The following is a 26,731-nucleotide window of genomic DNA, read 5'->3' as shown; positions in this document are numbered from 1 at the left end:
CGGCCCCTCCCCTTCATAACATATTGAATTATTTACTTAAATGAAACATATTTCTGCTCAACGGCTACAATCAGATTGAAGAAATCCTTCATATTGGGGAAGGCGTCCGGTTGTAAGTTGTCACGGATATCTGCATGGAATATACACCTGATTAACAGCTTGTTAGCTGCGCCCTCTTTACATCAGGAAGCTCACCAGCTCACATAACCCCCGTTGGCTTAAATTGCATGCTATGTAACTTCTGGTAAAATCCGCCCAGTTTCAGCAATTCTTCGTGTGTTCCCATCTCCCTGATCTCTCCCTTATCCAGTACGATGATCTTATCGGCCTTGCTGATGGTAGATAGCCTGTGTGCGATAATAATAGAGGTACGATCGGAGATCAGCTTGTCTATGGCATGCTGGATCAGTATTTCAGACTCTGTATCCACAGAAGAAGTAGCCTCATCCAGGATCAGAATAGAAGGATTATACAGCAGGGCGCGGACAAAAGAGATGAGCTGCCGCTGTCCCAAAGACAACGTGCTCCCCCGTTCCATCACCTGGTAATCATAACCTCCCGGCAATTGCATGATGAATTCATGCATTCCTATCAACCGGGAAGCCTGTTCTACCTGTTCTTTTGTAATAGCGGGATTACGAAGCGTTATATTTTCATATACAGAGCCGGCAAACAGGAATACGTCCTGCAGCACCACTCCAATCTTGCTACGGAGGGCGGACAATGAATAATCCTTAATATCAGTACCGTCTATCAGGATCCGGCCTTTCTGTATTTCATACAGACGGTTCAGGATACTGATAATGGTCGTTTTCCCCGACCCGGTATGCCCTACAATAGCGATGGTTTCACCCGGACGGGCAGCGAAGTCAATGTCCTTTAACACATACTCCGCATCCTTATATGCGAAGTAAACATGATCAAATGTAATAGCGCCTTTCATGTCCGCAGCATCCTTAGTGCCTGTATCAGCAATATGATCATCACTGTCCATGATCCGGAACACACGCTCACTTGCTACCATCCCCATCTGCAATGTATTGAACTTATCTGCCAGCATACGCAGCGGACGGAATAACATGTTCAGGTACATAATAAAAGCGATCATCACTCCCTGGGTCACCTCATAATTCAGCACCTTATTGGCGCCCCACCACACCATCAGACCAAGAGAAATAGCCAGGATAATTTCTACAACCGGGAAGAATACGGAGTAAGCAAAAATAGCGTCTATGTTAGCAGTGCGATGCTCTTTGTTGATCTGACGGAAACGGGCGTATTCCCTTTTTTCTCCGGTAAACGCCTGTACGATCACTACGCCGGTCAGGTGCTCCTGTACAAACGCATTCAGTGCCGATACTGCATTCCTTACACGATAAAAAGACTTATTTACGCTTTCCTTGAAAATATAGGTCGCAATGATCAGTACGGGGAAAGGAGAAAGGCTGATCAGTGTTAGCCGCCAGTCTTCCACAAACATTACCACGAGAATGGCGATGATCATCAGCATGTCAGCTATGATGGAAATCAATCCCTCAGAGAAAACGTCGTTAATAGCCTCAATATCATTGATAGTACGGGTAGTAAGGGTACCGATCGCTGTTTTGTCGAAGAAGCCCAGGTTAAGATGTACGATCTTTTTATAAACAGTGACCCGGAGATCTTTTATCACCGACTGTCCGAGCCAGTTGGTGAGATAGGAGAAGTAAAAACGCATCACTGTTTCCAGCAGCAGCAACAGCACCTGGATACCAGTAACAATGATCAGCATCTGTATCAGCTGACCTGCAATATATTTGTCTACTGTTAGCTGTATCAGGTATGGCCTCATAGGCGATATAACAGCAAGTAACACCGTCAGGAACATCGACATGTAGAACGAGCGCCTGTATGGAACTGCAAAAGTGAATATCCTCCTTAATAAGCTAATATCAAAAACCTTCTTGACCGCTGTATTTTCCACCTTACAAAAGTATAAAGAAAAAGCCCTCCGGCAATGTTGCCGGAGGGCTTTTTCTTTATTTCATAATTCGTTTACTTATCCTCTTTCATGATCTGTTTGTAGGCCTTGATAAAGATAGCTCCCAGGTTCTTATGTGGTGGCACGTAGTCGCTGAACAGCTCCTTATTACGCGCATCTCCCGCAAAGCGTTTACCCAGAGCTGCCCACATCTGTACCCAGTCGACATTTTTACCGCTGCGGATGGTTTCATCGAGCGTGCGGATGATAGGTTCATTGACGAAACGGGTTCCTACCTGTTTGGAAGAAATGATATGTGCCTCCGGCGATTTCTGCAGTACAATAGCCAGGTTATGATAGCCACCGCAAGACCCCAGTACCACTATCTTAGCTGAACTCTGCAGGTTGTCGAGGGTTGTATTCACATGATAGCTATGACCACGGTGAATGAATACAGTCGGATGAATATCATTCTCATCCAGGTATTCACTCAGTTTCTGAATAGCCTCTTTATCAGCCGGCTCTTCCAGCGGCAGGTTAGCATAAATGGTCACCGGTTTGCCTTTGGTAGACTGGATCGTAGTCCAATATTTATTCTTACTGATCTTCCATTCACCAGCAGGGAAGTTGCTCATGAAACTTACATAAGAGTCATGACCGTCCTTGTCACCATAGAAGAATACCTGCTGATATACCATGCCGCTATCGCTTAGCAATGCGTTATAAGTCACGAAGTTAATAGGAGGAAGCTGCAGCTTCGCGGCCATCTGGCTGGCTTTTGAAGAATCGCTGCTTTTTTCCGTTTCCGTATCAAACAGGCTTCCGAGCAGTTCATAGATCACCGTACCTCTTCGTTCTTTCTTACGGGATACGAAGATGTAGTTCTTCTGTACCTCTTCACGCAGGAAAGCCAGCAGTTTTGGATCACGGATACTACCGAAAGAGTTGGCTACGTCTACTGCATCCTCCAGATCTTCCGTTTTTTCCAGGCTGCTCACATATTTCTTCATGAGATAGTTCGCATTCTCCGGAGCCATGGACTTCAGGAAATTGTCCAGCGTATTGAAGCCTGCCGCCATCGCAATGAACTTCTTGAACCTGTCAAATTCCACCAGCATAAGCAAACTGTCTCCGCGCGGCGGTTTCATTCGCGCCATCATCTGATCATAAATACCTGCATTACTGTGGTTGGTATAACTGGAAGTATATAGTTCTTCCTGACCATTTATGATGAGGTAATAAAGCTCTTCAGGTGTAAAGTCTTTTACGATGCGGAAACGTACATTTGCCGGCTCTTCGTGCAGGTCATTTATTTCGCGGATGTAATGAAGGGAACGCGCCTGCAGGTTCTCCATCATGGCTTTCAGACCAATGATGTTTTCCCCGTTATTCTTACGGCTCTGTAACCTGATTGCACTTTTCACCAGTTGTTTGAAGTACATGTCTTCATTATCGACAATGGTAGACAGCTTTTCCACCGTTGTAGTGCCGGCCATGAGTTCATCAATGAATGGCAGTATCAGCGTAGATTGTCCTGAATTACCTATCTGAACGATCAGCTGTACGATCGGGTCCTGGTTCTTTTTGATAGCGGTAGCTACCGGCGTATAGGAAGTGGCATAAGTCAGTACCTGGTTGGGATATTTCCTGGCAACCGCTGCTATTACTGAATCGGTAGCCGGATACTCCAGGTAATTGCCTATCTGCGTCATCACAGTACCCAGGTTATTGAACGCATATTTTGCAAATAACACCCCACGGGCATCCTTATAGCCGGGATTGTCGCGGAAAGGTTCTATCATCCGCTCGCCTGCATCAAACGACAAATTCTGTACATAAGGCAGGATGCTGCCCCCTTTGATATCGGCCTTCATCATATCGCGATAAGCCTGTACCATGGATGGCGCTTCTTCCGGCGCAATCCTCCGGTAGCTACGCTTGATATTATAGTCATGGATCATGACATACAGGCCTGAAAGATATTTGATCTTCAAACGATGGTCCAAAGCAGAATCCAGCTCGATCTGGGTCTGCATATCGTCGATCTGTTTGATCAGCGCATTGGTCACCTGCAGGTTGATGGTCTGGTCGTCTGACACACGTACCAGGTCGTCCGCCTTGCCATCAAATTTCAGGGCTGCCGCCTGTTCTTTGTCAATGTTATCATGGAAACCAATTCTTCCAATAGGTATTTCAACTTTTTGCGTTTGTGCATAGAGCAGGTCCTGTAGGGAGACCAGTAATAAGATAATAGTTATAATTCTTTTCATTAATATAAATATGCTTTACTCTTACATACTAAAGCCAGTATAGCAAATTTACTACCAAATTACCACAGCGCCGCATTTCCGGTCTATTAAGCGTACTTTTAAGCCTCCAAAACAGTGAGTTTCATATGCAAACGTTTATTAGTGATATGTCAGGAAAACCCTTCCCAACTTCAGAGAAAGTACATTGCCGAAGCGTCAGCAAAAACATCCTGGAACTGGTCCGGAAAGATCATCCGCATATCACGCCCAAATCACATCTGGCCGTTTCAGAACTGAACGAATACCGGCAAAAATACCTGGAACACCTGTTTGCCAGGGAAATAGGAGAACTGACCGAAATGGAGAAGATGGTCCTGCAAAAGCTGAAAGAGCATGAAACACTGACGGATAAACTGGAAGCAGGTGAGAATCCAGCCAGTTTCACCTTCGGACAGCGCCTGGCAGACAAAATAGCTTCCTTCGGTGGTAGCTGGACCTTTATTATCCTGTTTCTCCTGTTCATTCTGACCTGGATGGCCATTAACGTATACTGGCTGGTCAATAAAGGCTTTGACCCCTACCCTTTCATTCTCCTGAACCTCATTCTGTCCTGCCTGGCAGCGCTGCAGGCTCCTGTCATTATGATGAGCCAGAACAGACAGGAAGAAAAGGACAGACAGAGGGCCAAAAATGACTATATGATCAACCTGAAATCTGAATTGGAGGTGAGGATCCTTCACGAGAAAATAGACCATCTCATTCTCCATCAGCAACAGGATATGATGGAAATACAGCAAACCCAGCTGGAAATGCTCAACGAAGTAAATCAAGCCCTGAAAAAAATCGCGGGAAGTACTAATAATCACAAACATACGAATGGCGACCACGCATAATAATACTATTCTGACATCCGTACCCTCAGCAAAAAAAAGCGTAATTTTGTATAGCCCGTATTCCTTTGCGGTTGTGCATTATGACCGAATTAACAATTAGATAATGTTAACTTTTCATTAATAGCGGAGACGGCGTTATAATTTTGTGCCGTCTTTAAAAGTCAATTTATATGATAGACCAAGCGGTTGCAGGTAAAATCTTGGTGGTGGATGACGAGATCGATATTCTGGAAATCATCAGCTATAATCTTAAATCAGCCGGATACGATACTATCACGGCAAAAGATGGCAGCGAAGCCGTTCAGAAAGCGAAAGTATTCCGCCCCGACCTTATCATGCTGGATATCATGATGCCGAATAAAAACGGTATTGATACCTGTCGCGAGATCCGGAAGATCCCTGAATTTAAAGATACCATGGTGTTGTTCCTCACTGCACTGAACGATGAAAAATCAGAAATAGACGGTTTGAACATGGGAGCTGATGACTATATCGCAAAACCCATCAAGCCAAAATTACTGGTAAGCCGTATTAACGCGCTTTTCCGCCGTCTGCACAAACCTGAAGATATGCAGGTGCAACTGGGCGATCTGATCATCGACCGCGAAAAATTCACAGTAACATACAAAGGTCAGGAGATCATCCTGGCAAAAAAAGAGTTTGAACTGCTGCAGTTGCTGGCATCAAAACCCGGCCGTGTATTTCTCCGCAACGAGATACTGAACCAGGTGTGGGGCACAGAAGTAATTGTCGGCGACCGTACTATCGATGTACACATCCGTAAAATACGCCAGAAAATAGGTATTGACCTCATTACTACAGTGAAGGGCGTAGGCTATAAGTTCGAGATGTAAACTTCACCTGCTCGCATACTTACCATTTAACCACTATTTCTTCTACTCAAAGATGCGCAAACGGGCATTGCGTATCCAGCTTTGTGTGTTATGTCAAGTGAAAAAATTGGTTTAATTTCCCGCTATTATAACGATTACTCATTATGGAGTATGTTTAAAGCCAAGAATCTTTCTCCACAGAAACTGGCAGGATTTACTGCCCTCATACTTTCGGTTATTATTACCCTGGGCACCCTCCTGATAAATGCTCACTGGAAAATAGTGCTGATTGCGTTTGTACTCACCTTCCTGGTGTCGTATTACCTGTATCTGTATACCTTGCAGAACTTCATTTACAGGAAAATAAAACTCATTTACAAATTCATTTACCAGACCAAGGCCTCCAAAAGGGAAGAGTTCTTCAACAAGAACATCCTGCCGCTGAAGACCATCGAAGAGGTAAGTGAAGATGTGGAAAAATGGGCCAGCCAGAAAAAGGAAGAGCTGGACATGCTGCGCCGTAATGAAGAATTCCGTAAAGAGTTCCTCCTGAATCTCAGCCATGAACTGAAAACGCCCATCTTCGCTGTACAGGGATATATTCATACCCTGCTCGACGGTGCGTTGGAAGACCCGAACGTTAACAAGATCTTCCTGAAAAATGCCACCAAGAACATTGACAGGCTTTGCCGGCTAATCGATGACCTGGATGAAATATCCAAACTGGAAAGCGGTGAAATGACTATTAACGGTGAGAACTTTGTTATCCAGGACCTTATCAGGGATGTCTTTGATACCTTGTCCCTTAAAGCCAATACCAAAGGGATCAAGTTTAACGTGAAGAAAGGCTGTGAAGCCCCCATCCATGTGCTGGCCGATAAGGAAAAGGTAAGACAGGTACTGATCAATCTCGTAGACAACTCCATCAAATATGGCCGTCCTGACGGACATACGGTGGCCAGTGTGTATATAATGGACGATAAACGTGTACTGATCGAAATATCAGACGATGGCATCGGTATTGCAGAAGAACACCTGCCCCGCGTATTTGAACGCTTCTATCGTACTGACAGAGCCCGTAGCCGGGATATTGGCGGTACCGGTCTGGGACTGGCAATCGTAAAACACATCGTGGAAGCTCATGGTCAAACCATCAACATCCGCAGTAAGCCAGAGATAGGTTCCACTTTCGGTTTTACGCTGGAATCGGGCGAATAAGTCTTAAAAACGGTATTGAAGCCTGCAGGTGAATACGTTGTCCGGCCGATCCTCCGTATACCCATCCAGGGAAGTAGATTCATTTTTAACGTAGTCGTAGTACAACATTACCTTCATATTCGCATTGAAATAATGCACAAAACCGACGCCGAGGGTATTATAGCGGATGTCTGCTGCAGTCATTCCTCCATTCGCAGTGCCGATTTCTTTTCCCTTCACTTTCTTGTTGGGATCATACCAGTCATATTTCACTACGATCAGGTCCCTCGGGTTACCCAGGTTTTGTAACAGGTACAGATAGGCACCGTCAAAATTCCTGATGTATAACGGGGCATTCACACCTCCGCTGACAGGAATTGCGCCCGGTGTTTCACTAGTGGAGGCCGTTGCTGTCTGCGTACCACGCAGATATTCCAGCCTGATCTCTGTAGCTCCCTTATTTTTCCCGTTAGGCACCCTGAACTGCATATCTGCTCCATAATAGTGGCGGGGAGCAATTTTACCCGGATTAGTGAGCGAAGAATCAACGTAATATGCCGGTTTGCCTGCCGTCTGGCCCATTTTGTAAATGTAGCGGGTGAACTGCTCCATCCCACCGTACAGCATAGACACAGCTCCGGACAACCGCCAGTTCCTGCTGTTCAGTTTAACTGGTTTTACTGCAACACGGGTAATAAAATCTTTATGACTGTCAAAATCGCTGGTAGCCGTCAATCCCTGTCCATTGAACAGACCGGCGTCAATCTTCAGGTACCTCAAAGGGTGGTTAGGACGACGGGGCTCAAAAGTAACCATGGCGCCTATGTCACGCTCCGTCCTCATCAGGATCTGCGACATACGTCCACGTTCGGGCGTTTCACGATCGCCGGAAGAAAGATTCACCTCATAACTGATAGGACGGGCAAACATACCTGCTGTAAGTGAAAAAACGTCCCATTTGTTCTCGAAAATGCGACCAAAGAAATCACGGATGAATACCCCCCTTTCCGTACCATCAAACTGAAAGGCGAATTGTACCACCGGCATACGCGCTTCATCGTACCGGGCGTAATCAAGACGGAAACGGCCACGTCGCAGCGTAAACCTGTTGTCTACCTCATTGGGGAAGTTTCCGCCGGCATAGCTGTTTATTCCTTTTGAGCTGGCATACTGGAACTGTGGTTGAATATATCCGCTGAAGCGCACAGCGTCGTACTTCTGATATAATGAGAACATACCTTTCCCTACACTCGTAGTGGTATCAATCATGTCCATCAGAAACTGTGCTTTGGCAATACCGGAAAATAACAAAGGCAAGCAGATGATTGCCATATGTTTAAGTCGCATTCAGGAAAATTTGCGCAAAACAACGGAAAAAGAATGATAACAAAAAGATAACTCCAAAAGATAACTCCCTAAAACTGCAGATAAATTGGCATCATTGGCTGGGATGACTTCACCTGTACCAATAGCCAGATGAATACCACCATGATCACGACGCTACCGACTACAGGAACGCGGGACAATGCCTGCTCAGTGAACTGTTCCGTCCGTTTAGGCAGGAAATGCAGCACAAAACCCAGGAGCATCACCCAGAACACCGCCGTATAACCATTATACAGTTCCAGCCATACTCCGGGCTGAAAATCGTACACTACCTGGTGCAACAATGCCCAGGAATCCTGGAAAGTTGCTGCCTTAAAGAATATCCAGCAGAAGCACACGAAGTGGAAAGTGAGCAGTATGCCGCCTATTTTAAGCAATGTACCTACCCAGCCGGTCGCCACGCTCCCACGTTTCTTCAACCAGTCAATTCTTACTTTATCTACCGCCAGCGCACTGCCATGCATCGCTCCCCAGAAGATAAAATTCCAGCTGGCGCCATGCCAGAAGCCACCTATCAGCATGGTCAGTCCCAGATTGATGTACTGGCGTACCTTGCCTTTACGGTTTCCTCCTAATGGAATGTACAGGTAATCCCTTAACCAGGATGAGAGAGAAATATGCCAGCGGCGCCAGAATTCCGTAATGCTGGAGCTTTGGTAAGGAGAGTCAAAGTTCGGGGGAATTTTAAAACCGGTCCATCGGGCTATACCCAGTGCCATATCAGAATAACCGGAGAAGTCACAATAGATGATCATGGCATAGCCATACACGCCCAACAAGCATTCCAGCCCCGTGTGTTTGGAAGGATCATCAAAGATATACTGAACGAAATTCTGGTTAATAAAGTCCGAGATCACTACTTTTTTGAACAATCCACCTATGATCAGGTACATGCCTTTACCAATATCCTCTGTATCAAGCACATAAGGCTGGGAGATCTGCGGAATGAAATCAGCCGCCCTCACAATCGGTCCCATCATCAACTTGGGAAAGAAAGACAGGAAGAACAGGTAGTCCATAAAATTGTCTACCGGCTTTATCTCCCGCCTGTACACATCAATAGTGTAACTGAGGTTCTCGAACGTATAAAACGAAATACCGATAGGCAGGAGCAGCTTTAGCGGCTCTACCTTACCCAGGTGCAGATCATTGGCGATTCCAATGAAAAAGTCGGTGTATTTGAAGAAGAACAGTAGTCCCAGGTTGAGAATAATACTGATGATCAGTAATGCCTTCTGTTCCCGCTTGCTCTCCGAATCATATATATACCTGGACAGGTTGAAATCGACGATGGCCGAAAGGATCACCAGCCCAACATACATGCCGCAGGCTTTATAGAAAAAGTAAAGTGAAAAGATAGTAAATACCCATACCCTGCCCGCTTTACTCCGGCCTACCGCCAGGTAGCATAACAGGAAGAAGGCAAAGAAATAAAAGAAAAAAGCGCTGTTGAACAGTATGGGATCGTCTTTCTGGTATAGGAAGATCTCCAGCAGCTTGTTGGCATCAATCATTCAGCTAGAATTTTATGGGTCTTTTCTACTTTTTAAAAATTTATCATAACTATTACGCAGCGCCTCATATAACAGTTTCCCCTGCAACTGGTAGCCCCTTGCATTAAAATGAATATGATCTCCGGACCATCCGCCGGCAAAGCTTTTTACCATCGCTTTGTTCACTCCATTAAAATTCCAGCAGGCCAGCCCGTTCTCCCGGCAGTAACTCATAATCTGCTGGGTCACAACAGCTATATAAGGATTAGGATAATATGCTACGCGGTAATACGTTTTGTATTTCTTCCCCACTTTTCTCCTGTATGGTCTTTTGCTTACGCGCTTACACTCCGGCGGCGTTGTCAGCACAATAGATGCCTTCGGCTGATACTTTCTGACCGTTCTCACTGCCTCATCGATCTGTTCACGGAATGCGGCCGCATTCAGGCTGCCATAGGCTTCATTCGTACCAAGGGAAATGATCACCAGCTGCGGTTGCATCACTTCCATTTCTGCTATCAGTGTACCATTATTCTCATTGTAGTGCTGATACATCGCCCCATTGATACCTACAGCGCTGTACAGCACTCCGTTTTGCCCGTTCTGCAGCAGCGCGCCATAAAACCGGAAAGGTTGTGCATTCCGCCGGTCCCATCGTACCTGGAAGGCCTGAACAGGCGCCGCAAATGTCAGCGATGCCTTCCTTAAGGTAGGCGTACCACCTTCGAAAGGAGCAGAAGAAATATCTACACCGGCTCCCGGTACACTGATCGAAGAATCGTCAGTACCCGGATCAAAGAACAATTCCGCCTGGCGGATATTGTTGTCCATTCGCTCATCATCCTGCCGGCCATTGAACGCCAATGTAGGCGCATCATTTCTGGAAGTAAGCACTATAGCGCCCGGTCCCAGTATATCGGTAGATTTACTCCTGTCTATGATCTTATCCACTTCCCATCTGCCGGTACTGTTCCAGCGATAGTCTGCAGGGCCATTCGTGTTAGCGAGATTATACGGGAATACCCATCCCCTGCCAGCGCTTCCAAAATCCTGTTGCAGGAAGAAGGCTGTAGTGAATGGAAAGAAGCCCGCCTGTACATGAGAATCTCCCAGATGCAAAACGGATATAACGTTACTATCAGACTTATTCAGGGCTGCAAAGAAACGGTACAAAGCTGTATCCTGTGCTATACTGTTGTTTTGCCCCACAGCAATGCTACTGATGGTGGTCAATACTCCCGTAAATAAACTGATAATTCCTTTCTTACTCGTGTGCCAACTGCTTATATTCATCCATCATCGCTTTATACAGCAGCGCTCCCACCCTGGCCGCTCCCTGTCTGTTAAAATGAGTGTAGTCCTTATTCGCCAGCACCGGATCGCCCTCTACCCAACGGATCATAGAGTTTTCTCCCCCCATGGCAGCATACAGGTTCCAGTAAGCTGCGCCATGTGCTTTTGCCAGTTCATGCTGAACTTTCAGCAAAGCAGTCACACCCGGTGCGGTGACATAATTTCCACTTTTTTTGTATGATTTATCGGCTGTACTTATTACGAGAAATGAAGCATTTGGCAGGTCATTACGCAGGGAGTCCAATACTTTTGTCATAGGACTTCCATACCATTTATAGTCGGTCAGCTCAGGTTTCCACAACACATTTGCGCCATAATGCAATACGATCAGATCATAGGGATGTTCAGACTGCATCTGCTGTAACAGCTTGCCTGACAGCTTGCCGAGCTCTATTCCGCTGATACCGCGGAATGAATAGTTATCTACATAGACGCCGGTGTCTCCTTCAAAACACACGCCATAGAACGGCGCAGCACTGCCTCCGCCCCATTTGATCATCACCTGCTGAGCCGAATCAAGCTGAAGGGACAGCTTATTAACGGGCCGCTGCCCGGATAATGCGTATGCTTTGTTATTCACGGAAATATTGCCGGCAGCAACAGGTCCATACAGTACACTCACCTGCGCAAATCTGTTAAGGCCACGTTTTTTTACCGACTGATATTTGATCCAGCTGGACTCTCCGGGTATAAAGGTATGCCCGGACATACCCAGGAAAAGATTGGTAGGCGGCAACTGCTTGTAGCTGTAGTCTTTCCAGTCCTTCGAAAAGGTATGTGTAATCGTGGTCCGGAATCCGGCTACTACGGAGGTCACCGGTACAAAACCCACGCCTTCTCCTCCGAAAAGATGCTGCAGACTGTCCCGCAGATCTTCTGTGATCAGGTCTCCTTCTATCATGGAATCGCCAAAATACGCGATACGAACTTTCTTTCTTTTCTTCGCTTTCAGCTCGTCCAGAGCCAGGAGGAAGTGCTGCAGGCCAGCTTTAACTGTGCTGTCAGCTCCTGCAGGTGGCAGGTAGTTGATGATACCTGTATAGGTAGCGAAATTGTGTAAGTGATCAGGGTCTGGTATAGCCGCAATTGCTGCTCCTGCAGAATCAGTGACAATGGTAGAGGTATCTTCAGGTAAATCAGCTGCTATCAGGGCGCTGTCAGTATCGATATCTTCAGGGGCAACCGGGGCATCTTTTCTAATGTCAGCTAAAAGATCCAGGGGCCGGGTTGTAAACTCATTGTAGGAGAAGCTGTTCTTTACGAGTGACAGTGCCACTAAACATAATAGAGTCCCCGCGATGATGTAAAAAGGATAGGCAGATTTGTTTTTGCCGGACATAAATTGCTGAATCTGATTTTGTTCGTATAAAAACTCAGACTATAAATTAACCTCCGGTATATGCCATTTGCTCATCCAGTTTGTATAATTTATAGCGATTGATCATGCTTGTAACTCTTTTCACCCATTCATGTCCTGCAGAGGAATAACCTGCATGGTTCATATGTTTGAGCCAGAGCTTGTACTCAACGTTTCCCTTCATCGAAGAGAACCATTTTTTACGGGTTACCATGTTGGCAAAGTAGTTAAATGAAGCCTCTGCGTTGGCGAACTCTTTATACCGTGAGCGATAGGCTACCCCCTTTTTCTTATGAAGACTATTACGTCCCACAATTCCAAAATGGTTGTACAACAATCTTGCATTCTTACTCGTCCCCATCCCTGATTCCAGCATAGCAATACCTAATATTACACTTGCAGGGATACCTTTCTCATTCATGATGCGGATAGCAACCGGCTTATATTTATTCACATAGTTAGTGGCGTAACGTTGTGAAAAAGCGGTACTACTGCTAAACAAAAGTATACCCAACAGAGCACAAAACCATCCCCTGCGAAACATTTTCTTAGATGTCATGGCAGAATTGTTTTTTGTACCGGCAATATAGTTGAAATATTTGTACAATATGACTATAACTTATTAAAATTTACTAATCTATTCTTTATTAAAATCGTGTTAATTAGATGCGTTCTTTAGTTTGCACCAATCCCCCTTAACACCGTTTTTTACAGCATCAAGGGGGATTCAGTTTATTTGCCACCCAGAAAGACAAAGTCCGTGCCAATTTATTTCACCAGGCTGATCTTCAGCTCATTCAGCTGAGCCTGATCAATGGCGCTAGGCGCGTCCAGCATGACGTCTCGGCCGGAATTGTTCTTAGGGAAAGCGATAAAGTCGCGGATTGTTTCACTACCACCCAGCAGCGAGCAGAGGCGGTCGAAGCCGAAGGCGATACCTCCATGTGGAGGTGCTCCATATTCAAAAGCACCCAGCAGGAAACCGAATTTGTGATTGGCTTCCTCAGGGCTCATACCCAGCGCAGCAAACATTTTCTCCTGCAGGTCGCGCTGGAAAATACGGATGGATCCACCACCTACTTCTGTACCATTCAGCACTATATCGTATGCATTTGCCTTGATGTCTGCGTATTTGGACAGATCAGCCATCCAGCTGATGTGTTCCGGCTTGGGCGAAGTGAAAGGATGGTGACGGGCTACCCAGCGGTTTTCCTCTTCTGCATACTCAAACAATGGGAAGTCGATCACCCACAATGGTTTAAATACATTTTTGTCCCTCAGGCCCAGACGCTCGCCCATTTCCAGGCGTAACTCACTCATTGCCTTACGGGTACGTTCTTCTTTGCCGGCCAGCACCAGGATCAGGTCGCCCGGTTGTGCCTGGCATTTTTCAGCCCATCCCTTCAGTTTCTCTTCATCAAAGAACTTATCTACTGAGCTTTTTATTGTTCCATCTGCATTATATCTGGCGTAGATCAAACCACTCATGCCGATCTGTGGACGCTTTACCCAGTCAGTCAGCTCATCCAGCTGCTTACGGGTATATTCGGCACAACCTTTCGCACAGATAGCCACTACCAGTTCAGCCTCATCAAATACTTTGAAATTATTGCCCTTAACAGTATCGTTCATGTTCACCAGCTTCATTTCGAAGCGGATATCCGGCTTATCGTTACCGTAGAACTCCATGGCGTCATCCCAGGTCATACGGGGGAATTTACCCTCGAAAGAGATTCCTTTAATCTCCTGGAAGATATATTTCAGCATGTCCTCAAAGGTGTTGAGGATGTCTTCCTGCTCTACAAAGCTCATTTCACAATCGATCTGGGTAAATTCCGGCTGACGGTCAGCGCGGAGGTCCTCATCACGGAAACATTTTACGATCTGGTAATACCTGTCGTAACCGCTTACCATCAGCAGCTGCTTGAAGGTTTGCGGCGACTGTGGCAATGCGTAGAACTCATTGGCATTCATACGGCTTGGCACTACGAAGTCGCGGGCGCCCTCCGGAGTGGATTTAATAAGAAACGGCGTTTCTATATCCATAAAGCCCCTGCTATCCAGGTAGTTACGGGCAGCTCTGTTCACACGGTAGCGCAGTTCCAGGTTCTGCTTCACGATGTTACGGCGCAGGTCGAGATAGCGGTATTTCATGCGCAGCTCGTCACCACCGTCAGTATCGTCCTGGATAGTGAAAGGAGGCGTTTTAGCGCTGTTTAATATTGTAAACTCCCCGATAGTGATCTCAATGTCACCGGTAGGGATATTCGGGTTTTTATTGGAACGTTCAGTAACAGTACCAGATACCTGTATAACGAACTCACGGCCCAGCGGCTGATTATCCAGTTGCTGATTCAAAGACTCTCCAAACAACAGCTGCGTCACACCATAACGGTCACGCAGATCCACGAATGTGATGCTTCCAAATTTCCTGACTGCCTGGACCCAACCAGACAATGATACCTGTGTGCCTTTATGCTCCAGTCTTAGTTCGCCGCAAGTGTGCGTTCTGTACATATACTTATATTATAAAGTTCAACTTTTTGTGTTCCCGGGGTCGAGGCCCAAACGGTCGGCAAAGATACATTTTGCCGCCTGCATTTCTATCCCTTGTACCTGTTAAAAAAGCGTTTAATATCTGTATCCGCCTGCAGTGGCTCATTCCGAAGAACGTGAGCCACAAATTCAGCCGCCATGGCTGGAGCCAGAGAGGTTCCTTTAGTACCCAACCCATTAAATATACCAAGCGCCGGATATTTGGGGTGCAACCCCATAATAGGACGACGGTCCGTACCCGAAGGCCGCACTGCTGCCAGCTGGTCCAGCACCTGATAAGGAACCTTCAGCAATTGCACCAGGCCTTTTTCCAGAATTTCCCGCTTCTCCATCGTAGGAGCTTCATCCGGGTATTCCCAGGCAAACGTAGCCCCTACCCAATAAGTGTCCTCACGCTGTGGTACAAGCGACACGCTCCTTTTTACAATATCGGGGGTTGAAAAACCGGGGATCCGCACATGCAGCACCTCCCCTTTGTTCAGCAGGAATGGGATGTAATTAAACCAGGGGTTATTCACAATAGCGGCGCCCTCACAAAACACCAGGTAACGGGCGCTGATGTCGGCATATTTTACACCCGCCGGGCTTATTTCAAGACGGGACAGGTCCAGGCTTCCTTCCCGCAGGCTGTTATGATGCTTCAGATAGTTCCTCCAGGCGGGCAACAGGTTATGTAACAACACAGTAGCCCCTTTTACGATAGCCGCCCCATAGGGCTGGTCCAGCCATTGACTATAAGCACTCACCTTCTCCGCCGGCGGGTCCTCCATATAAGACAGTCCCGTGGTGCGCTCCATGAAGGCCTCCTTCAACTGTTCAGAAGGTAATACGTTGTAGATATCACGTGGTTTGAATACCGGCACCCCGAGCAGCTGCTCCAGCGCGCTGTATACCTGCACGGCTACCGGATAGATCTCGTCGTATTGCCAGGCTACTGTGAACCGGCGACCGGAAACAGGGTTAATCACGCCTGCGGCAATACGCGATGCGCTATTAGGCTTATATTCATCCATGACCAGCACAGATTGCCCGGCCTGCATCAAAGTATAACTTAACACGGTGCCCGCGATGCCCTGCCCTATGATCAGAAAATCTACTTTCATTTGGGCTGCAAAATACGATACCGCAGCCTATTCTGTTTTAAGGCTTTTTATAGGATTTACCAACGCTGCTTTTACAGATTGGAAACTGATCGTGATCAATGATATGATCACAGCGGCGATACCCGCCAGCACGAATACCCACCACTGAATATTCACCCGGTAAGCATACTGCTGCAACCAGGAAGACATCGCCCACCATGCCAGTGGGAACGCTACCACACAGGAAATAATCACCAGTTGCAGGAAGTCTCTGGACAATAAGCCGGTGATGCCGGCTACGCTGGCGCCCAGTACTTTTCTGATACCGATCTCCCTTGTTCTGCGTTCAGCTGTATAAGCCGCCAGACCAAATAAACCTAAACATGAAATGATGATAGCCAGTCCCGCAAATACACGCGACAACCTGTTCACTAACATCTCCGCCTGGAACATGTCATTAAACTGATCATCTACAAAAGTATATCCAAAGGGATAACCCGGATTCGCTTTAGTGATGACTTTTTCTATAGCAGCTACTGCCTTTACCGGATCTGCAGTGCCCTTTAAACGCACATACATAATATTCCCAAACTGTGTCATATTGTAGAACAACACAGGGTCCGGCGTAGCATACATATCACCATACACATAATCTTTCACCACACCTGTGACTGTCAGGAAAAGTGTTGAACCATTATTGGCTGGCGCCTCGATCTTTTTACCCAATGCGCTTCCTTCTCCCATCATCCGGGCCAGGGAAGACGTAATGATAACGTTCTGTGAATCGGTGTTTGCCTCGTTAAAATCCCTTCCTTCTATCAGCTGCATACCCATTGTTGATACAAACCCGGAACCTGCCAGTCTTGTCGAGATCAGTATGTCACTATTCTCCGGTTTGCCCTTCCATTTCAATGAACTGGTATTATTCCCACCATAAATAGTAGGATGATCGGACAAGGCTACATTTTCCACCATCCCCGTATTCAACAGGTCCTGCCTGATAGCGCTGAAATTGTTCAGCATGTTTGCTTTCAGATCTATACTCAGCAAATGCTCTTTATTAAATCCCAGGTCCCTGCTTTTCACATGTTGTATCTGTTGATAAATGATCACCGTGCAAATGATGAGTATAATGGACACAGAAAACTGCAACACCACCAATCCCTTTCTGATAAAGGCAGCTCCTCCTGTTTTTGTTTTTAATCCTTTGAGCACTGCAACCGGATTGAACGAAGAGAGATATAATGAAGGATAACTTCCGGCTACAAGTCCACAGACGAGTGTGATCAGCACCAATGCCAGTATGTGCAATGGCTGCTGCAATCCCAATGTCAGGCTCTTTGCCATCAGTGTATTTGTAAACGGCAATGTCAGCCAAATGACCAGCACTGCCAGTGCGCAGCTAAACAACGCCATCAACATCGCTTCTCCTATAAACTGCACGATCAGTCCACGCTTACCGGCTCCCATCACCTTACGCACACCTACTTCCCTGGCCCGCTTTTCACTGCGGGCAGTAGCCAGGTTCATAAAGTTGATACATGCAATAAAGAGGATGATCCATGCAATAAGAGAGAACATACGGACATAGGTAATACGTCCGCCTGCCTGTTTACCATTTTCAAAATTTCCATACAAACGCCAATCATTCATACTGAACAGAAACAGGTGATTTATTGCTTTGGGATTTTTCTGCTCAATGAAATTATACAGCTTTTTATCAATCGCGGCCCGGTCTGCATTGGGCTCCAACTCTACATATGTGTGGGGCGAATTACTTAACCAGTCAGACAATGCTTCTTTCCGCTGCTGAAAGTAAACCTGGAAGGGGGCTACCCAATCAAACTGCAATGTTGAATTTTCAGGCAGATCTTTGATCACACCACTTATTACATATTCCTGCTGATTGTCCACCTTTACTCTTCTGCCTACAATATTCTTATCATCATCAAAGAACCGCTTTGCAGTCTTTTGTGTGATCACCATTGTATAAAGGTCTTTAAATGCCGTTGCTGCATTGCCTTCCACAAAAGGCAAGGTAAACATATCAAAAAGCGAAGGGTCTGCATATTTACCACTTGCATACACTGCTTTCTCTCCTATGTTGAACAGCAGGGAACGAGTAAAATCCGTCACACGGCAGGTGTTCGCAATACCTGGGATCTCTTCTTTTATAGCTGGCCCTGCCAGTCCCGGCGTAGAGGAAAATGTACGGATACTTCCTTCATAATCCCAGTTCGCCTGTAACGCATACAACCTGTCCTTCTTCACATGTGTGCTGTCAAAATTCACTTCATCTTCTACCCATAAGAAGATCACACCTGCACAAACAATCCCTATGGCTAACCCGAAGATATTGAGAAAGCTGTAGGTTTTATTTTTCCAAAGGTTTCGAAGCGTTGCTTTCAGATAGCTCTTAAACATCTTGTTATTTTTTGTGGTTGCTCATTCCTGTATGATATTGCATGTCGGTCGGGATCGGCGTCGGCTCATCCTTTCCGGGGGCTAAATACATCAGGCTGGGTATGTTCGCGGCAATATTATAAGTCATATCAAATTGATAGAAGCCTTTGTCCAACGGTACGATATACGACTGAACGTCATCATCGTCCGCCTTTGCTTTATAATTGATCAATACCTGTTTATTCAGTGATATTGTGGCATCTGTACCTGAATTTATACCAAAAATATAGTATCCTGGCTCTTTCAGTTCAATAAAGCCAGTGACCTGTCCACCCAGTGTATCTAAACCGCCCTGCAATACTTTCTTCGGTTTAGCTGTTCCATGCCACATCTCTCCAGTTACAAAAGTGCCCTTTTTTGTTTTCCCATATCCGTCCCTTGCCGCCAGCACTTTCACCGTCAGTTGCACAGGCACCGTAATTCGCGACTCTCCCGCTGTCAACTTCGGCGATGCCGCGGTCGGTTCCGTTCCGTCTGTTGTATAATGCACGTCCAGATGCTCCTCAGGGAAGCAATACAGGTTAAATGGTTTATCTTTCAGGATAATACCTGACATTGGATGATAGTTGAGGTCTTTAGTCATGTAGCCGTTGTAGGTATACTTAAATCCATCATACACAGTTTTAAAGATCATGGAATTATGCGTTTCCCCGCTATATACCAAAGTCTTCCAGTGTAACGCAGCAGGCGCCTTTGCATGGAAAATAGAATCCATGTCTTTAATACCCATACCTTTCAGTGCTTGCCCCTCCCTTCCTGTAAACAACAATGTTCTTTCCGGATTTGGCAGAGATGGCAAACTATCGGCTGCCATTTTCATCAGGAAACCGTTTCCCCACCAGAAAGCAGGATCCGCCAGTAAGTAAGATTGGAATAACTGAGATTCTTTAAAAAAAGCATACAGGCCAAATACTCCTCCCAATGAGCCACCGTAATATGTTCTATATCCTTTAGTAGGATACTTTTTTTCGATATAAGGAATCAGTTCAGTCTTCAGGAATGAAAGAAAATCATCCGCTCCGCCGGTTAACTTATTATCGGGGATCTTGTAAGGTGTGAAATCCCTTGTGCGATAATTGTCCTTGTTTACATAGGTGTTCGGCAGGCTTATAATAATATTTGGCGGCATGAACTGGATCTGCGCAAAGCGTTGTAATTGCGCTACTATCTTAGTGTTCCATTCTCCATCCGTTACATATGTCACTTCAAATCTTTCACCCGGCTTGTAATTGTCAGGCATCACCACTTCTATCTTTCTCCGCTCTTTCAGCACATTGGAATAGATAGAATCTTTGATGATCTCCTGGGCAGAGACCGTGAAACATGAAAAGATGAGCAATACAGTGACAATATGCTTCATAGATGGATCAATTTTGGAGTGACAAATAACAGATTTAAAATAGCAATTGCTATCCGTTATTTATAGCTCAACGGGTTATGATCCTAAAAGAATGCCATGTCAACACATGACTGATTATCAGCAATTTAACAACGCCTCTAAGGAGACAAGTGTCCGGTTTTGATACAGGGATGTCCGGTTTCAGTAAGAGCTAATTATACCGGATCTTCGGCATTCTCCGGATTACGGGGAAGAGGACTGTCACTAACAGTATCAAAACAACCGATAGCTGTTCCCGGGAAAGACTGCAGCAGTAATTCCCTTACAGCGGATATACAGATAATTGATCAGCATGAACGTGAATTATGGAGAAGCAATATAACGAAAAAAACGCTGACCTGCCGGGCAAAACCCTTTACAGATCAGCGTTTTATCAAACTGACATTATAGTAATCACTCGACTACCTTGACTCTTATCCCCTCACTATGCGCACTAAACTCCGGCGCATACATACACTGTGCAGTAGTGGTACCATTACTGAAATTCCCCTGATGTGTTACGAACAAAGTATACTCAAACACATAAGTTCCCTTTCTCAAACTGCTAAAGAAGAAATTAGTGCTTGCATCTTTCGTGCTTTCATAATAACTCACACTATTCTGCCATTTACATTCACTGATCACATTCTGCGGCTCAAAACAAGCTGCACGCATATCTTTCAGGTGAATGTATTCCATGTCACGATCTGATCTCATTACAATGCGCACTTTCACTTTATCACCTAATTTAAGGCTGTTGCCATCTTCAATAGCAGTCAGTACAGGTCCGCTACTGGTGTTCTTTTCTATAAACAACTGCTTCTCGAGTTTCAGCGGCGTTTGTGCCGGAGTGATCTTATCTAATTGTTCGAAATACTGCCAGTACGCAGCGCCCCATGAAGGCTGTCCTTTACTGCCTTTCACCGTTACTGCGATGTCGCCCATAGCAGGTTTTACATCATTTGTATTGAAACATTTTTTAAAGTACCCTGTACCTGCTTCTGTTTTTTCTTTCTCACTGCTGACAGTAACACTGCCTGCTTTGATGTCTATTTCAGGTGTAGCAGCTAACCAGTTACTACCGCCCAGCAGCATTGCATAACATGCATCGGCTGTAGCTTTGGTAGTATTCCAGTTATTGGTCTGTTTATTCTTCAGCAACCATGTTTTCATATCGCCTACCGCTACGGTATCGTTGGTCACTTCTTTGAAGGCAGCGATCAGCATAGCCTGCGATTCTACAGGTGCCTGATACCACCAGTATCCACCGCGCATCTCTTTCCAGGTCATACCAAGTTCATCGTTGTTAATAGCACGTTCTTTCAAGGAATTGATGATCTCTGTAGCAGTTTTAACATCCCCACCTTTCTTCAATGCAATTGCCAGCATGGCCTGTGGATATACATCCATTTTCGTCCAGTATTTCTTCGCCTGTGTCAGGTAGTACTGATATGCCGCATGGTACTGAGCAGGAAGTTCTTCACCTTTAAACAGACTGCGTGTATACAGATAATGTGCTTCAATATATCCGATCCATTGAGCGTTCATATCCACCTTATCACGTTTCAGCTGATGATAGGTTTGATCAACCGCCTTATCAAGATATCCGAGACCTTTGGTGATCATTTCTCTGGTTTCACCCATGTCTTCATCTTTCCATGCACCCACTTCACGTAAACGACCGAAACCTGCAATGATGTACTGAGTGATGTAACGGTCTTCCCACATACCATTAAACCATGGGAAAGCACCATTAGCCATCTGGCGCTCCTGCAGCTGGTTTGCTGCTCTTTGCTGTTCGCTGCTCATACGTTGCAGATCAAACAGCAGCGCGAGACGTTTTTTCTGTTCTGCTTCATTCTTCGCTTCCAGCACCCATGGAGTTTCCTGTAGTAACACAGCCTTCAGCTCTTCGTTTTTCTGCAGATTGCTCTGTAGCGCAGCTGTATCTGTAGTACGCCATTTTTCGAATATGTTCTTTACACCAGGTAATGCATTAGCTATATAAGTAGCCAGCGTATTTGCATAGAACCTGTTAAAGATCTGCTCGGAACATTCATACGGGTATTCCATCAGGTAAGGCAATGCCTGTACTGCGTACCAGGCAGGATTGCCAGAGAACTCGAGTGTGAAGGAATGCTGTTGTAAAGTTTCAGAATCTCCACTCTTCAACAGCTTAGGCATCGTGAATGTACGGGTACCATCGCCGCGCATAGACAGTGGCAGTGTCTCGGTTACCAGTATATTGTTGGTCAATACCGGCAGCGCGTTTTCTTCTCCGTCGCTATAGATACCTGACTGTGCTACTACACGGTATACCAGTGAACTATTAAAGTTGAATGGGATCTGCATCGGGAAACTCACCACGGTGCTCTGCCCTTTCTCTACAATAAAATGCTGCACAGGGAACAGGTTCTGGAACCAGCCGTCTACAGGTTTCATCGTCGTTGCGTCCAGCAGTTCCAGTCTTGCCTCGCCTTTCAGTGCGCTGTCTGCCAGGTTGCTGATCTTCGCAGAGAACGCTATTTTATCTCCCTCCCGCATAAAACGTGGCGCATTGGGTTGCACCATCAGCGGTTTCTGTGTTACAATACTCGTTTCTGCCATACCGAAGGAAGCATCCTTCGTATGTGCCAGCGACAGGAAACGCCAGCGGGTTAATGCCTCTGGTACTGTGAACTCAAAGCTGATATTACCATCCTTATCTGTACGCAGTTCAGGCAGAAAGAATGCTGTTTCGTTGAAGTTTTTACGTGGCTGAATGTTGTCAGCAGGTTTAGTCGTACCACCATCCTGAGCAGGTTTTCCGCTCGCAGCATCTTCCGCCTTGTCTACGCCCCCCTCTCCATACTGTACTTTCTTAGCCTCAGCAACTTCCATATCAGCCTTCGCCGCCGGCGCCGGCATAGCCGCCATCGCCACCGCAGCTTCTGGTCTTACTCTGGAAACTGATTTCATAAATCTATGTCGTGTTCCATCTGAATATCCTACAATACTCACTTCCTTATCGTCCAGCAAGACATACGCACCTGTCAGGTACCAGCCAAACCAGTTAAGCTGATCATACGAAAAAGATGGCACCTCAGGCCTACTCTTACGGGTAATACCATCCCGGTTCATAGACATTGTCTTCTTGAAGTTATCCTCAGCCACCCAGAAGCGGAAAGCATCCAGCTGCGGCAATACTGAAGGCACAGACCAATCCTGCCTGCGGAATTCATCCAGAGATGCATCAAACATCGAAGCCACCATTTCTGCAGCCACCTGCTCACCTTTATAACCCTTGATCTTCACCTGCCATTTCTCTTTCTCCCCAGGCAATAACTTATCACGATGAGAAGCAATTGTCACATCCAGCTGCTTATTAGACCAGGGTACATTTACTGTTTCTGCGAGGGTGTATATCCTGTTATCTTTCACAAAAGCATATTGAAACACTGCATTGCCTCTGTCGCTTTCCAGCGCTGTATAGTCTCTGTTCTCAATCGTACCATTAATACTAAAACTACTGAATGTCTCTTTGTTCCCTGATTGTGTCAACAATTGCAGTACGTGCACATCCGTAGCTGAAGAACCTATACGGATCTGCTTTTTCTCTCCCGGTTCCACTCTCTTTGCATCTGCATATTTCCATACATATACAGGGTAAGACAATTTCTTCTCCGACGGATCAACTACTTCAAACACCTGTTTCTGCACTACTTCCTCACCATATTTATCTTTAGTGCTTGCTTTCAGCTCATACCATCCCGCAGATAACTTTTCTTTCGCGAGATGAATATTTCCTTTTTCACTGGTCGTAACAGATTGTGTCAGTACTGCCTTTTCTCTTGTCCAGCTCTCCCGGTTATCTTCATCATTATAAACATCATGTGGGAATGCTTTTTCATACTCCGCCTGTGGTATTACAAACTGATCAGGTTTAGCCCAGTATCTGCTGCGCAATAAACGTGCAGGTGGTTTTACCGGACTTACACTTACCGCTACTTCTGCCGCTTCAAAAGAGCCATTGAGATTCTGTGTGATGATCTTCACAGAATCCAGGTCCTTCTGCAACACAGTCTCCGGCAGATTCAATTTTATTTCTAACGCCTGATAGCCGGCATTTACCATCTGGTCTCCGCTATGTGTCTCTCCATTGATATCAGTAACAGTAGCAGAAACAGCATATGTAAATATCGGCTTCAACGCAGCAGGCACTTTGAGGTCGGGCAGTGCTGGGAATGTAATATTGAAGGTACCGTCCGCAGCGGTCTTTACCTCTCCATGAACGATCTCGCGGGACTCGCTCTGGAATGGCATTCTCCACATCAGCCATGGATAAGGGAAACGTGCTCTCCTCGTTACGCGGTATTGTACCTGTGCGCCATCTATGTTGTTACCGGCATACGCTAACGCTTTACCGGTCACTTTCACAGAATCATTCACGCGGTAGGTACCTTTCACCGGTTCAAATTCTACATAGAATTTCGGACGCTTGTATTCCTCCACCTGGAAAGCAGTATATGCTATTCCGCCGGTTTCCTGCAGATGGAATTCACCATTCAGACGCCCGGTAGGTAATGTGAATTTACCAGCATAAGCACCGTATTCATTCGTTGTTACTTGAACTGTATCTACCAGCTCTCCATTGACATCATACAACTCAATTGTGGCTTTCAATCCCGGCATCACTTTACTCTTAGCTCCCCCAGGATTGGCGGTCAGCACGATGCCTTTAAAGTAGAGCGTCTGACCAGGACGATAAATAGCCCTGTCCGTGAAAATAAAGCTGTTATGCTGCTCTTTTAACTCTTCTGACTGTTGCTGATACTTATAGTGATATACGTACTTATAATCGTCTATAAACAGCTGATCCTCTCCATTCTTCCATTCCAGTCTTACATTCTGACGTTTGTTATCCCATTTCACGTCTATAATGCCGTCTTTGTTGGCGGTGTAGGTCTGTCCCTGTGTTAACTTAGCCGACCTTCCGGATTCATTCCTGCCCCAGACTGTCAGTTTTGTATCCGACAGTGGCTGACCGGTTTGCCTGTGCAATACGTAATACCTGCTGGTAATATCATCGTTATCGTATTCACGAAGTATATAGCTGATGTTCGACACATGGATAAACTGTATGGCCAGCAAATTCTCCTGCAGACCGAAATCCTTGTTCATACTGGCTACGAGCATATATGTACCCAGTGGCAAAGCATCTATTTTTATCTCTGCAGCATGCTCTCTGAAATCTCCTGATCCGGTAAGAGCCTGTTCCCATGTTTTCAATGGCTGTTTACCTACAATTGAACGCCAGTATTTATTGGTTGTATCCCGGTAGTCTTCCTGTGCCTCGCGCAGCGCGTTACGAAAAGCCTCGTCTATACGTACTACTCTTAGATAGATCTTATCTGTGTTCCGGTAGGTCACCAGGGTGCGGAAAGGCATTCCCGGCAGATTGACCAGTTCTGTTTCCAGCGTCAGCGCTTTTCCTTTAATGCCCTGCAGCAGGTCAAAACAGTTTGCGCCACCGACAGAAACAGGCGCCAGTGCTATTGCTTTTTCACAAAGTGTTTTCGCCAGCTGCATAGCCGCTGCAGGCGTCATACCTTCTGCTACGGTCGCCGTCTTTTTACTGCCCTCATTAAAATAGTAGTAAGCCAGTTGGTACATCACCTGTGTCACCTCCTTTTCCCCTTCATAAGCTTTTTCCTGCGCCTTCAGCAGCTTTACATACAGCGCTTCCTTGTCAGGCATCACCACTACCTGGTTCATATAGGCTGTTCTTTCCAGGTCCAGATCAAGGAGCGCAGCTTTGTCATTTGCATGGAAACGCATCAGGTCCTGCAGCAGTAACAGCGCCTTATATTGAAGGGAAGCAGCATCTGTAGTAGCAAACCTGTGCTGCATAAAAACATCCGCAGTAGCAAACGCAGCTGGATCTGTCAGTTCAAATTGATTTTCAGGACTGGTGATCATGCTCTCCCCTGACTTGTAATATTCCAGGGCACGGTGTGCAACCAGGTCATACAAAGTAGGACGCCGTTTCCGTCCATTCGCGGTACCGGCCTGCAGGATCGCTTCGTACTTACTGATATCCACCTTCTTCAGCGCAGGAATGTCCTGTAGAGAGGCTTCATAAGCGGCGGTTATCTCCCGGTGAAGACGGTCTTCGCTCCAGGTAGAAACATCCATTGAGGTATCGCCTTTTATGTCTGTACGCTCATAAAGCTCAAACCTGTTATCTTCCAGGTAACGCTGCAGAGACTCTCCCTGCAGACTTTTCATGATGGCCCGGGCAGTGGGAGAAAAGGATTGTGTCTTCCAGCTCGCATTCTTGTCCTTTTCGTTGGTCTCCGTCTCCAGGTGAGCCACATACTTGATACGGTAGATGTAAGTCTTCAGTAACTGTGCCTCATTCTGCTGTTTTGTAGCGTTCTCTGAGATCACATCAAGTTCCAGCAAAGCCGATCTGAACAGACCTTTTCCATCCAGCTCTTGTACCTTCTTCCAGTGGGTGTCATAGTTAAATTGGGCCATAACGGTTGTACA

15 protein-coding genes are annotated in these 26,731 nt (G+C 46.0%); 3 read left to right on the top strand and 12 right to left on the bottom strand.

Features of this window, described 5'->3' with window-relative positions; genetic code table 11:
* Positions 1-199: 199 nt before the first annotated feature.
* Both L3C95_RS05785 and L3C95_RS05780 read right to left on the bottom strand, forming a co-directional pair.
* Positions 200-1,873 (bottom strand): ABC transporter ATP-binding protein, encoded by a 1,674-nt coding sequence (locus tag L3C95_RS05785; RefSeq protein ID WP_236385840.1) that lies wholly within the window; start codon positions 1,871-1,873, stop codon positions 200-202.
* A gap of 161 nt (positions 1,874-2,034) precedes the next feature.
* Positions 2,035-4,230 carry a hypothetical protein gene (locus tag L3C95_RS05780; protein ID WP_236385838.1) on the bottom strand — a complete coding sequence of 732 codons (2,196 nt, stop codon included), beginning with the start codon at positions 4,228-4,230 and terminating at the stop codon, positions 2,035-2,037.
* 125 nt (positions 4,231-4,355) lie between these two features.
* On the opposite strand from L3C95_RS05780, the gene L3C95_RS05775 reads away from it, so the two are divergent.
* From L3C95_RS05775 to L3C95_RS05765, 3 genes are all read left to right on the top strand, one after another.
* Positions 4,356-5,102 (top strand): DUF1003 domain-containing protein, encoded by a 747-nt coding sequence (locus L3C95_RS05775; RefSeq protein WP_236385837.1) that lies wholly within the window; start codon positions 4,356-4,358, stop codon positions 5,100-5,102.
* 170 nt (positions 5,103-5,272) lie between these two features.
* Positions 5,273-5,956 carry a response regulator transcription factor gene (locus tag L3C95_RS05770; RefSeq protein WP_106600547.1) on the top strand — a complete coding sequence of 228 codons (684 nt, stop codon included), beginning with the start codon at positions 5,273-5,275 and terminating at the stop codon, positions 5,954-5,956.
* Between the two features lie 150 nt (positions 5,957-6,106).
* On the top strand, positions 6,107-7,153 hold the full coding sequence (locus L3C95_RS05765) for a sensor histidine kinase (RefSeq protein ID WP_236385836.1): 1,047 nt from the start codon (positions 6,107-6,109) through the stop codon (positions 7,151-7,153).
* Positions 7,154-7,156: 3 nt separating this feature from the next.
* Here L3C95_RS05765 and L3C95_RS05760 read toward each other — a convergent pair whose 3' ends face one another.
* The 10 genes from L3C95_RS05760 to L3C95_RS05715 form a co-directional block, all read right to left on the bottom strand.
* The gene (locus L3C95_RS05760; protein WP_236385835.1) at positions 7,157-8,479 is read right to left on the bottom strand and encodes a porin; all 1,323 of its coding nucleotides are present in this window, start codon (positions 8,477-8,479) and stop codon (positions 7,157-7,159) included.
* Between the two features lie 68 nt (positions 8,480-8,547).
* Positions 8,548-10,032, bottom strand: coding sequence for an MBOAT family O-acyltransferase (locus L3C95_RS05755; RefSeq protein ID WP_236385834.1), 1,485 nt, complete (start codon positions 10,030-10,032; stop codon positions 8,548-8,550).
* A gap of 12 nt (positions 10,033-10,044) precedes the next feature.
* Complete coding sequence (locus L3C95_RS05750) at positions 10,045-11,304, bottom strand: GDSL-type esterase/lipase family protein (protein ID WP_236385833.1); 1,260 nt, start codon at positions 11,302-11,304, stop codon at positions 10,045-10,047.
* Positions 11,276-12,640, bottom strand: coding sequence for a hypothetical protein (locus L3C95_RS05745; protein ID WP_236385832.1), 1,365 nt, complete (start codon positions 12,638-12,640; stop codon positions 11,276-11,278). The genes L3C95_RS05750 and L3C95_RS05745 overlap by 29 nt, the downstream gene beginning before the upstream one ends.
* A gap of 109 nt (positions 12,641-12,749) precedes the next feature.
* Positions 12,750-13,280 (bottom strand): glucosaminidase domain-containing protein, encoded by a 531-nt coding sequence (locus tag L3C95_RS05740; RefSeq protein WP_236385831.1) that lies wholly within the window; start codon positions 13,278-13,280, stop codon positions 12,750-12,752.
* Positions 13,281-13,489: 209 nt separating this feature from the next.
* Complete coding sequence (aspS, locus tag L3C95_RS05735; protein WP_236385829.1) at positions 13,490-15,238, bottom strand: aspartate--tRNA ligase; 1,749 nt, start codon at positions 15,236-15,238, stop codon at positions 13,490-13,492.
* Positions 15,239-15,324: 86 nt separating this feature from the next.
* Positions 15,325-16,380, bottom strand: coding sequence for an NAD(P)/FAD-dependent oxidoreductase (locus tag L3C95_RS05730; protein WP_236385827.1), 1,056 nt, complete (start codon positions 16,378-16,380; stop codon positions 15,325-15,327).
* 27 nt (positions 16,381-16,407) lie between these two features.
* Positions 16,408-18,783 carry an ABC transporter permease gene (locus tag L3C95_RS05725; protein WP_236385826.1) on the bottom strand — a complete coding sequence of 792 codons (2,376 nt, stop codon included), beginning with the start codon at positions 18,781-18,783 and terminating at the stop codon, positions 16,408-16,410.
* 4 nt (positions 18,784-18,787) lie between these two features.
* Positions 18,788-20,182: an alpha/beta hydrolase-fold protein gene (locus tag L3C95_RS05720; RefSeq protein ID WP_236385825.1), complete on the bottom strand. Its 1,395-nt coding sequence runs from the start codon at positions 20,180-20,182 to the stop codon at positions 18,788-18,790.
* Between the two features lie 432 nt (positions 20,183-20,614).
* Positions 20,615-26,719 (bottom strand): alpha-2-macroglobulin family protein, encoded by a 6,105-nt coding sequence (locus L3C95_RS05715; protein ID WP_236385824.1) that lies wholly within the window; start codon positions 26,717-26,719, stop codon positions 20,615-20,617.
* Between the last annotated feature and the right edge of the window lie 12 nt (positions 26,720-26,731).

Source organism: Chitinophaga filiformis, assembly GCF_021646545.1.
GTDB lineage: Bacteria > Bacteroidota > Bacteroidia > Chitinophagales > Chitinophagaceae > Chitinophaga > Chitinophaga filiformis_A.
The sequence above is the reverse complement of the archived record's forward strand: the minus strand, read 5'-3'. Positions and strand labels throughout refer to the sequence as shown.

What these genes read in the sequence shown, in the direction of transcription:
- L3C95_RS05725 (WP_236385826.1), bottom strand. Translation starts at nt 18,783, where the DNA reads ATGTTTAAGAGCTATCTGAAAGCAACGCTTCGAAACCTTTGGAAAAAT.
- L3C95_RS05715 (WP_236385824.1), bottom strand. Translation starts at nt 26,719, where the DNA reads ATGGCCCAATTTAACTATGACACCCACTGGAAGAAGGTACAAGAGCTG.
- L3C95_RS05785 (WP_236385840.1), bottom strand. Translation starts at nt 1,873, where the DNA reads ATGTCGATGTTCCTGACGGTGTTACTTGCTGTTATATCGCCTATGAGG.
- aspS (WP_236385829.1), bottom strand. Translation starts at nt 15,238, where the DNA reads ATGTACAGAACGCACACTTGCGGCGAACTAAGACTGGAGCATAAAGGC.
- L3C95_RS05740 (WP_236385831.1), bottom strand. Translation starts at nt 13,280, where the DNA reads ATGACATCTAAGAAAATGTTTCGCAGGGGATGGTTTTGTGCTCTGTTG.
- L3C95_RS05770 (WP_106600547.1), top strand. Translation starts at nt 5,273, where the DNA reads ATGATAGACCAAGCGGTTGCAGGTAAAATCTTGGTGGTGGATGACGAG.
- L3C95_RS05775 (WP_236385837.1), top strand. Translation starts at nt 4,356, where the DNA reads ATGCAAACGTTTATTAGTGATATGTCAGGAAAACCCTTCCCAACTTCA.
- L3C95_RS05765 (WP_236385836.1), top strand. Translation starts at nt 6,107, where the DNA reads ATGTTTAAAGCCAAGAATCTTTCTCCACAGAAACTGGCAGGATTTACT.
- L3C95_RS05720 (WP_236385825.1), bottom strand. Translation starts at nt 20,182, where the DNA reads ATGAAGCATATTGTCACTGTATTGCTCATCTTTTCATGTTTCACGGTC.
- L3C95_RS05750 (WP_236385833.1), bottom strand. Translation starts at nt 11,304, where the DNA reads ATGAATATAAGCAGTTGGCACACGAGTAAGAAAGGAATTATCAGTTTA.
- L3C95_RS05730 (WP_236385827.1), bottom strand. Translation starts at nt 16,380, where the DNA reads ATGAAAGTAGATTTTCTGATCATAGGGCAGGGCATCGCGGGCACCGTG.
- L3C95_RS05760 (WP_236385835.1), bottom strand. Translation starts at nt 8,479, where the DNA reads ATGCGACTTAAACATATGGCAATCATCTGCTTGCCTTTGTTATTTTCC.
- L3C95_RS05755 (WP_236385834.1), bottom strand. Translation starts at nt 10,032, where the DNA reads ATGATTGATGCCAACAAGCTGCTGGAGATCTTCCTATACCAGAAAGAC.
- L3C95_RS05780 (WP_236385838.1), bottom strand. Translation starts at nt 4,230, where the DNA reads ATGAAAAGAATTATAACTATTATCTTATTACTGGTCTCCCTACAGGAC.